Genomic DNA, 3,251 nt, shown 5'->3' with positions numbered 1-3,251 from the left:
TCCGCGGGCGGACGGTCCGGGCACGGGCTCCCCGGGCGCGGGCTCCCCGGGCACGGGCGGGCTCGGCTCCGGGGCGCCGGGAGGCGGCGGTTCGCGGGGCGGATCGGGTCGCGATTCGGGTGGCGGACCGGGCGGCGGTTCGGGCGGCGGTTCGGGCGGCGGCCCGCGCGGCGGTGATCCGGACGCCGGTGGTCCGGGCGGCCGTCTCCCCCGCGCGTAACGGCTTCGCGGACGCCGTGCACGCGATCACACGCTCGCGATCACGCGCTCGCGCAACCGTCCCCCGCGCGTAACGGCTTCGCGCCCCGGAGGCCACCGCCCGGCGGCGACGGCCCGGCGGGCGGCCGTCCCGGGCACTGGTCCCGTACGCGGTGCCGCGCAGCGCCGCGCGGGCCGCGCCGCAGGCCGGGCTTCGGGCCGGGCTTCGGGCCGGGCTTCGGGCCGGGCTTCGGGCCGGGCTTCGGGCCGGGCTTCGGGCCGGGCTTCGGGCCGCGGATGGCCGATACCCCGCCCGCATGCTGGGCGGACGAGCACCTTCCGGCAGCCGCCGGATACGGTGGGGGGACCATGAGCGCATCGCAGATCCCGCCTGCCGCCGCCGTGCCGGGCGACGACACCCCGACCCTTCTCGTCAAGATCTTCGGGAAGGACCGCCCGGGCATCACGGCAGGGCTGTTCGACACCCTCGCCGCCTACTCGCTGGACGTCGTCGACATCGAGCAGGTCGTCACCCGGGGCCGCATCACCCTCTGTGCCCTGGTCACCACGCCCGGCGCGCACGGGACCGGCGGCGGCACCACCGAGGGCGGGCTGCGGGCCACCGTGCACGGCTGGGCCGAGTCCCTGGGCCTCCAGGCGGAGATCATCTCCGGCCGCGGCGACAACCGTCCCCGGGGGACCGGGCGCTCGCACGTGACCGTGCTCGGCCACCCGCTGACCGCCGAGTCCACGGCGGCCATAGCGGCCGGGATCACCGGCACCGGCGGCAATATCGACCGGATCTTCCGGCTGGCGAAGTACCCGGTCACGGCGGTCGAGTTCGCCGTCTCCGGCACCGAGACCGAGTCGCTGCGCACGGCGCTCGCCCCGCAGGCGGCGGCCCTGGGCGTGGACATCGCCGTGGTCGCCTCGGGGCTCCAGCGGCGCGCCCAGCGCCTGGTCGTGATGGACGTGGACTCGACCCTCATCCAGGACGAGGTGATCGAGCTGTTCGCGGCGCACGCCGGCTGCGAGGACGAGGTCGCCGAGGTGACGGCGGCGGCCATGCGCGGCGAGCTGGACTTCGAGCAGTCGCTGCACGCCCGCGTGGAACTGCTGGCCGGGCTGGACGTGTCGGTGGTCGACAAGGTCCGCGCCGAGGTCCGGCTGACCCCCGGCGCCCGTACGCTCATCCGTACGCTGAAACGTCTCGGCTACCAGGTGGGCGTCGTCTCCGGCGGCTTCACCCAGGTCACCGACGATCTCCAGGAGAGGCTCGGGCTGGACTTCGCGTCGGCCAACACCCTGGAGGTGGCCGACGGCAGGCTGACCGGCCGGGTGATCGGCGAGGTCGTGGACCGCGCGGGCAAGGCCCGGCTGCTGCGCCGCTTCGCGGCGGAGGCCGGGGTGCCGCTGGCGCAGACCGTCGCGATCGGCGACGGCGCCAACGACCTGGACATGCTCAACGCCGCCGGGCTCGGCGTGGCCTTCAACGCGAAGCCGGTGGTGCGCGAGGCGGCGCACACGGCGGTGAACGTGCCGTTCCTCGACACCGTGCTCTATCTGCTGGGGATCACCCGGGAAGAGGTCGAGGCGGCGGACACCCTGGCCGGCTGAGGGCGGCCCGGACACGTCGAGGGGCCCCGGCCGTGTGCCGGGGCCCCTTCGTGGTACCCGCGCGCTTCCCGGGGCACGCCCGCCGGTCCTGCGACCCGCGCGCTCAAGCCCGCCGGGGGCTCATTCGTGCGGCGCCCAGTAGTCCAGCAGCCGCCCGACGCCGTGCTCCACGTCCTTCCAGGAACCGTTGAAGCCCACGACGGCGACGGCCGCCGTCGGGTAGCCCCCGCGGTTCATCCGCGCCCCGGCGTCACCCTCGGCGGTGCCGGAGAGGGCGTCGGCGAGGGCGTGCATCCCGGGGTTGTGCCCGACCAGCAGCAGGTTCCCGACCTCGTCGGGCGTCTCGCCCAGCAGGGCGAGGAGATCGCCGAGGGAGGCTTCGTAGAGCCGCTCCTCGTAGACGGTCTTCGGCCGCTGCGGAAGCTCGTGGACGACGAGCTTCCACGTCTCGCGGGTCCGGGTCGCGGTCGAGCACAGGGTCAGATCGGGGTTGATGCCCGTGCCGGCGATCCAGCGGCCGGCGGCCGGGGCATCCTTCCGGCCGCGCTCGGCGAGCGGCCGGTCGTGGTCGGACACGTCGGGCCAGTCGGCCTTGGCGTGCCGGAGGAGGACGATCCTGCGGGCGGAATCCGGGGCTCCGGGGGAGGTCCCCGGGGAAGGTTCAGCGACGCTCATGCGTCCCAGCTTCGCACGAAAAGCGCTGTGTGGCTCGGGGTGTTGGCACCCTGACCTGTCCCGGGGCACGGTCCGGAGCGGTGGCCGGGGATCAGCCCGAGCCGTGGAGGAGGACGTCCCGCAGCTGTTCCAGGAAGTGCGCGAAGGCGGCGGGTCCGCCGGTCGCGGCCTGCGCCTCGGGGGCGCCGACCAGCAGCCCCAGCAGCACGGCGAAGGCGAGGGCGGGCAGCACCACGGCCCACCACGGGAGGCGCGTCTGCCGGGTGTGGCTCGCCGGTTGGTGGAACGGCGCCTGCGTACCGGCCGACATGGGGACCGCCTCCGTGGGGTTCGGACGTGCGGCGCGGCCGCCTGCCACGGCCGCGCCCACCGCTTCCTCGCGGTGTACTCCGAACCTACGGAGAGCGGCGCCCGCTGCCCATCCGGTGATCCACCCACTGCACCCTGACCTTGGCCCCCTAGGGGTGGTGGGGCCAGCCCCACCCCCGCGCGGGGGGGCCGGGTCCCGGACGGGGCCGGCGGCCCGGTCCGGTCGTCCGGGCCGGGAGGGGCGGGCCGGGGTGCGGGTCCCGGGCCGGGGCGCGGGTCAGGGGGAGAGCAGGGTCGCGATCACTCCGATGACGACCGTGACGGCGAGGATCAGACCAAGGAGGCCGAGCAGCTTCTTCTGGCCGTTCTGGGGATTCGGGTCGAGGACTGGCATACGGCCAGTGTCCCATCCGGGATGCCGGGCCCCGGGCACGGGTCCTCCCCCGCCGCCT

At 75.6% G+C, this 3,251-nt stretch carries 4 protein-coding genes; 1 reads left to right on the top strand and 3 read right to left on the bottom strand.

What is annotated here, in order from left to right:
- Positions 1 to 567: 567 nt before the first annotated feature.
- Positions 568 to 1,815, top strand: a complete 1,248-nt coding sequence (serB, locus tag GCU69_RS10395; protein WP_098751234.1) for a phosphoserine phosphatase SerB — start codon at positions 568 to 570, stop codon at positions 1,813 to 1,815.
- A 120-nt stretch (positions 1,816 to 1,935) separates the two neighbouring features.
- Here serB and GCU69_RS10390 read toward each other — a convergent pair whose 3' ends face one another.
- From GCU69_RS10390 to GCU69_RS34340, 3 genes are all read right to left on the bottom strand, one after another.
- Positions 1,936 to 2,490, bottom strand: a complete 555-nt coding sequence (locus GCU69_RS10390) for a SixA phosphatase family protein (protein WP_098751235.1) — start codon at positions 2,488 to 2,490, stop codon at positions 1,936 to 1,938.
- A 91-nt stretch (positions 2,491 to 2,581) separates the two neighbouring features.
- Positions 2,582 to 2,800, bottom strand: a complete 219-nt coding sequence (locus GCU69_RS10385) for a hypothetical protein (protein ID WP_098751237.1) — start codon at positions 2,798 to 2,800, stop codon at positions 2,582 to 2,584.
- A gap of 276 nt (positions 2,801 to 3,076) precedes the next feature.
- The gene (locus GCU69_RS34340) at positions 3,077 to 3,193 is read right to left on the bottom strand and encodes an SGM_5486 family transporter-associated protein (RefSeq protein WP_268969268.1); all 117 of its coding nucleotides are present in this window, start codon (positions 3,191 to 3,193) and stop codon (positions 3,077 to 3,079) included.
- Positions 3,194 to 3,251: the final 58 nt, after the last annotated feature.

This window comes from Streptomyces lycii (assembly GCF_009735685.1).
GTDB classification, from domain to species: Bacteria; Actinomycetota; Actinomycetes; order Streptomycetales; family Streptomycetaceae; genus Streptomyces; species Streptomyces lycii.
The sequence above is the reverse complement of the archived record's forward strand: the minus strand, read 5'-3'. Positions and strand labels throughout refer to the sequence as shown.

Coding starts and splice junctions, on each gene's coding strand:
- serB (WP_098751234.1), top strand. CDS start 568: ATGAGCGCATCGCAGATCCCGCCTGCCGCCGCCGTGCCGGGCGACGAC.
- GCU69_RS34340 (WP_268969268.1), bottom strand. CDS start 3,193: ATGCCAGTCCTCGACCCGAATCCCCAGAACGGCCAGAAGAAGCTGCTC.
- GCU69_RS10390 (WP_098751235.1), bottom strand. CDS start 2,490: ATGAGCGTCGCTGAACCTTCCCCGGGGACCTCCCCCGGAGCCCCGGAT.
- GCU69_RS10385 (WP_098751237.1), bottom strand. CDS start 2,800: ATGTCGGCCGGTACGCAGGCGCCGTTCCACCAACCGGCGAGCCACACC.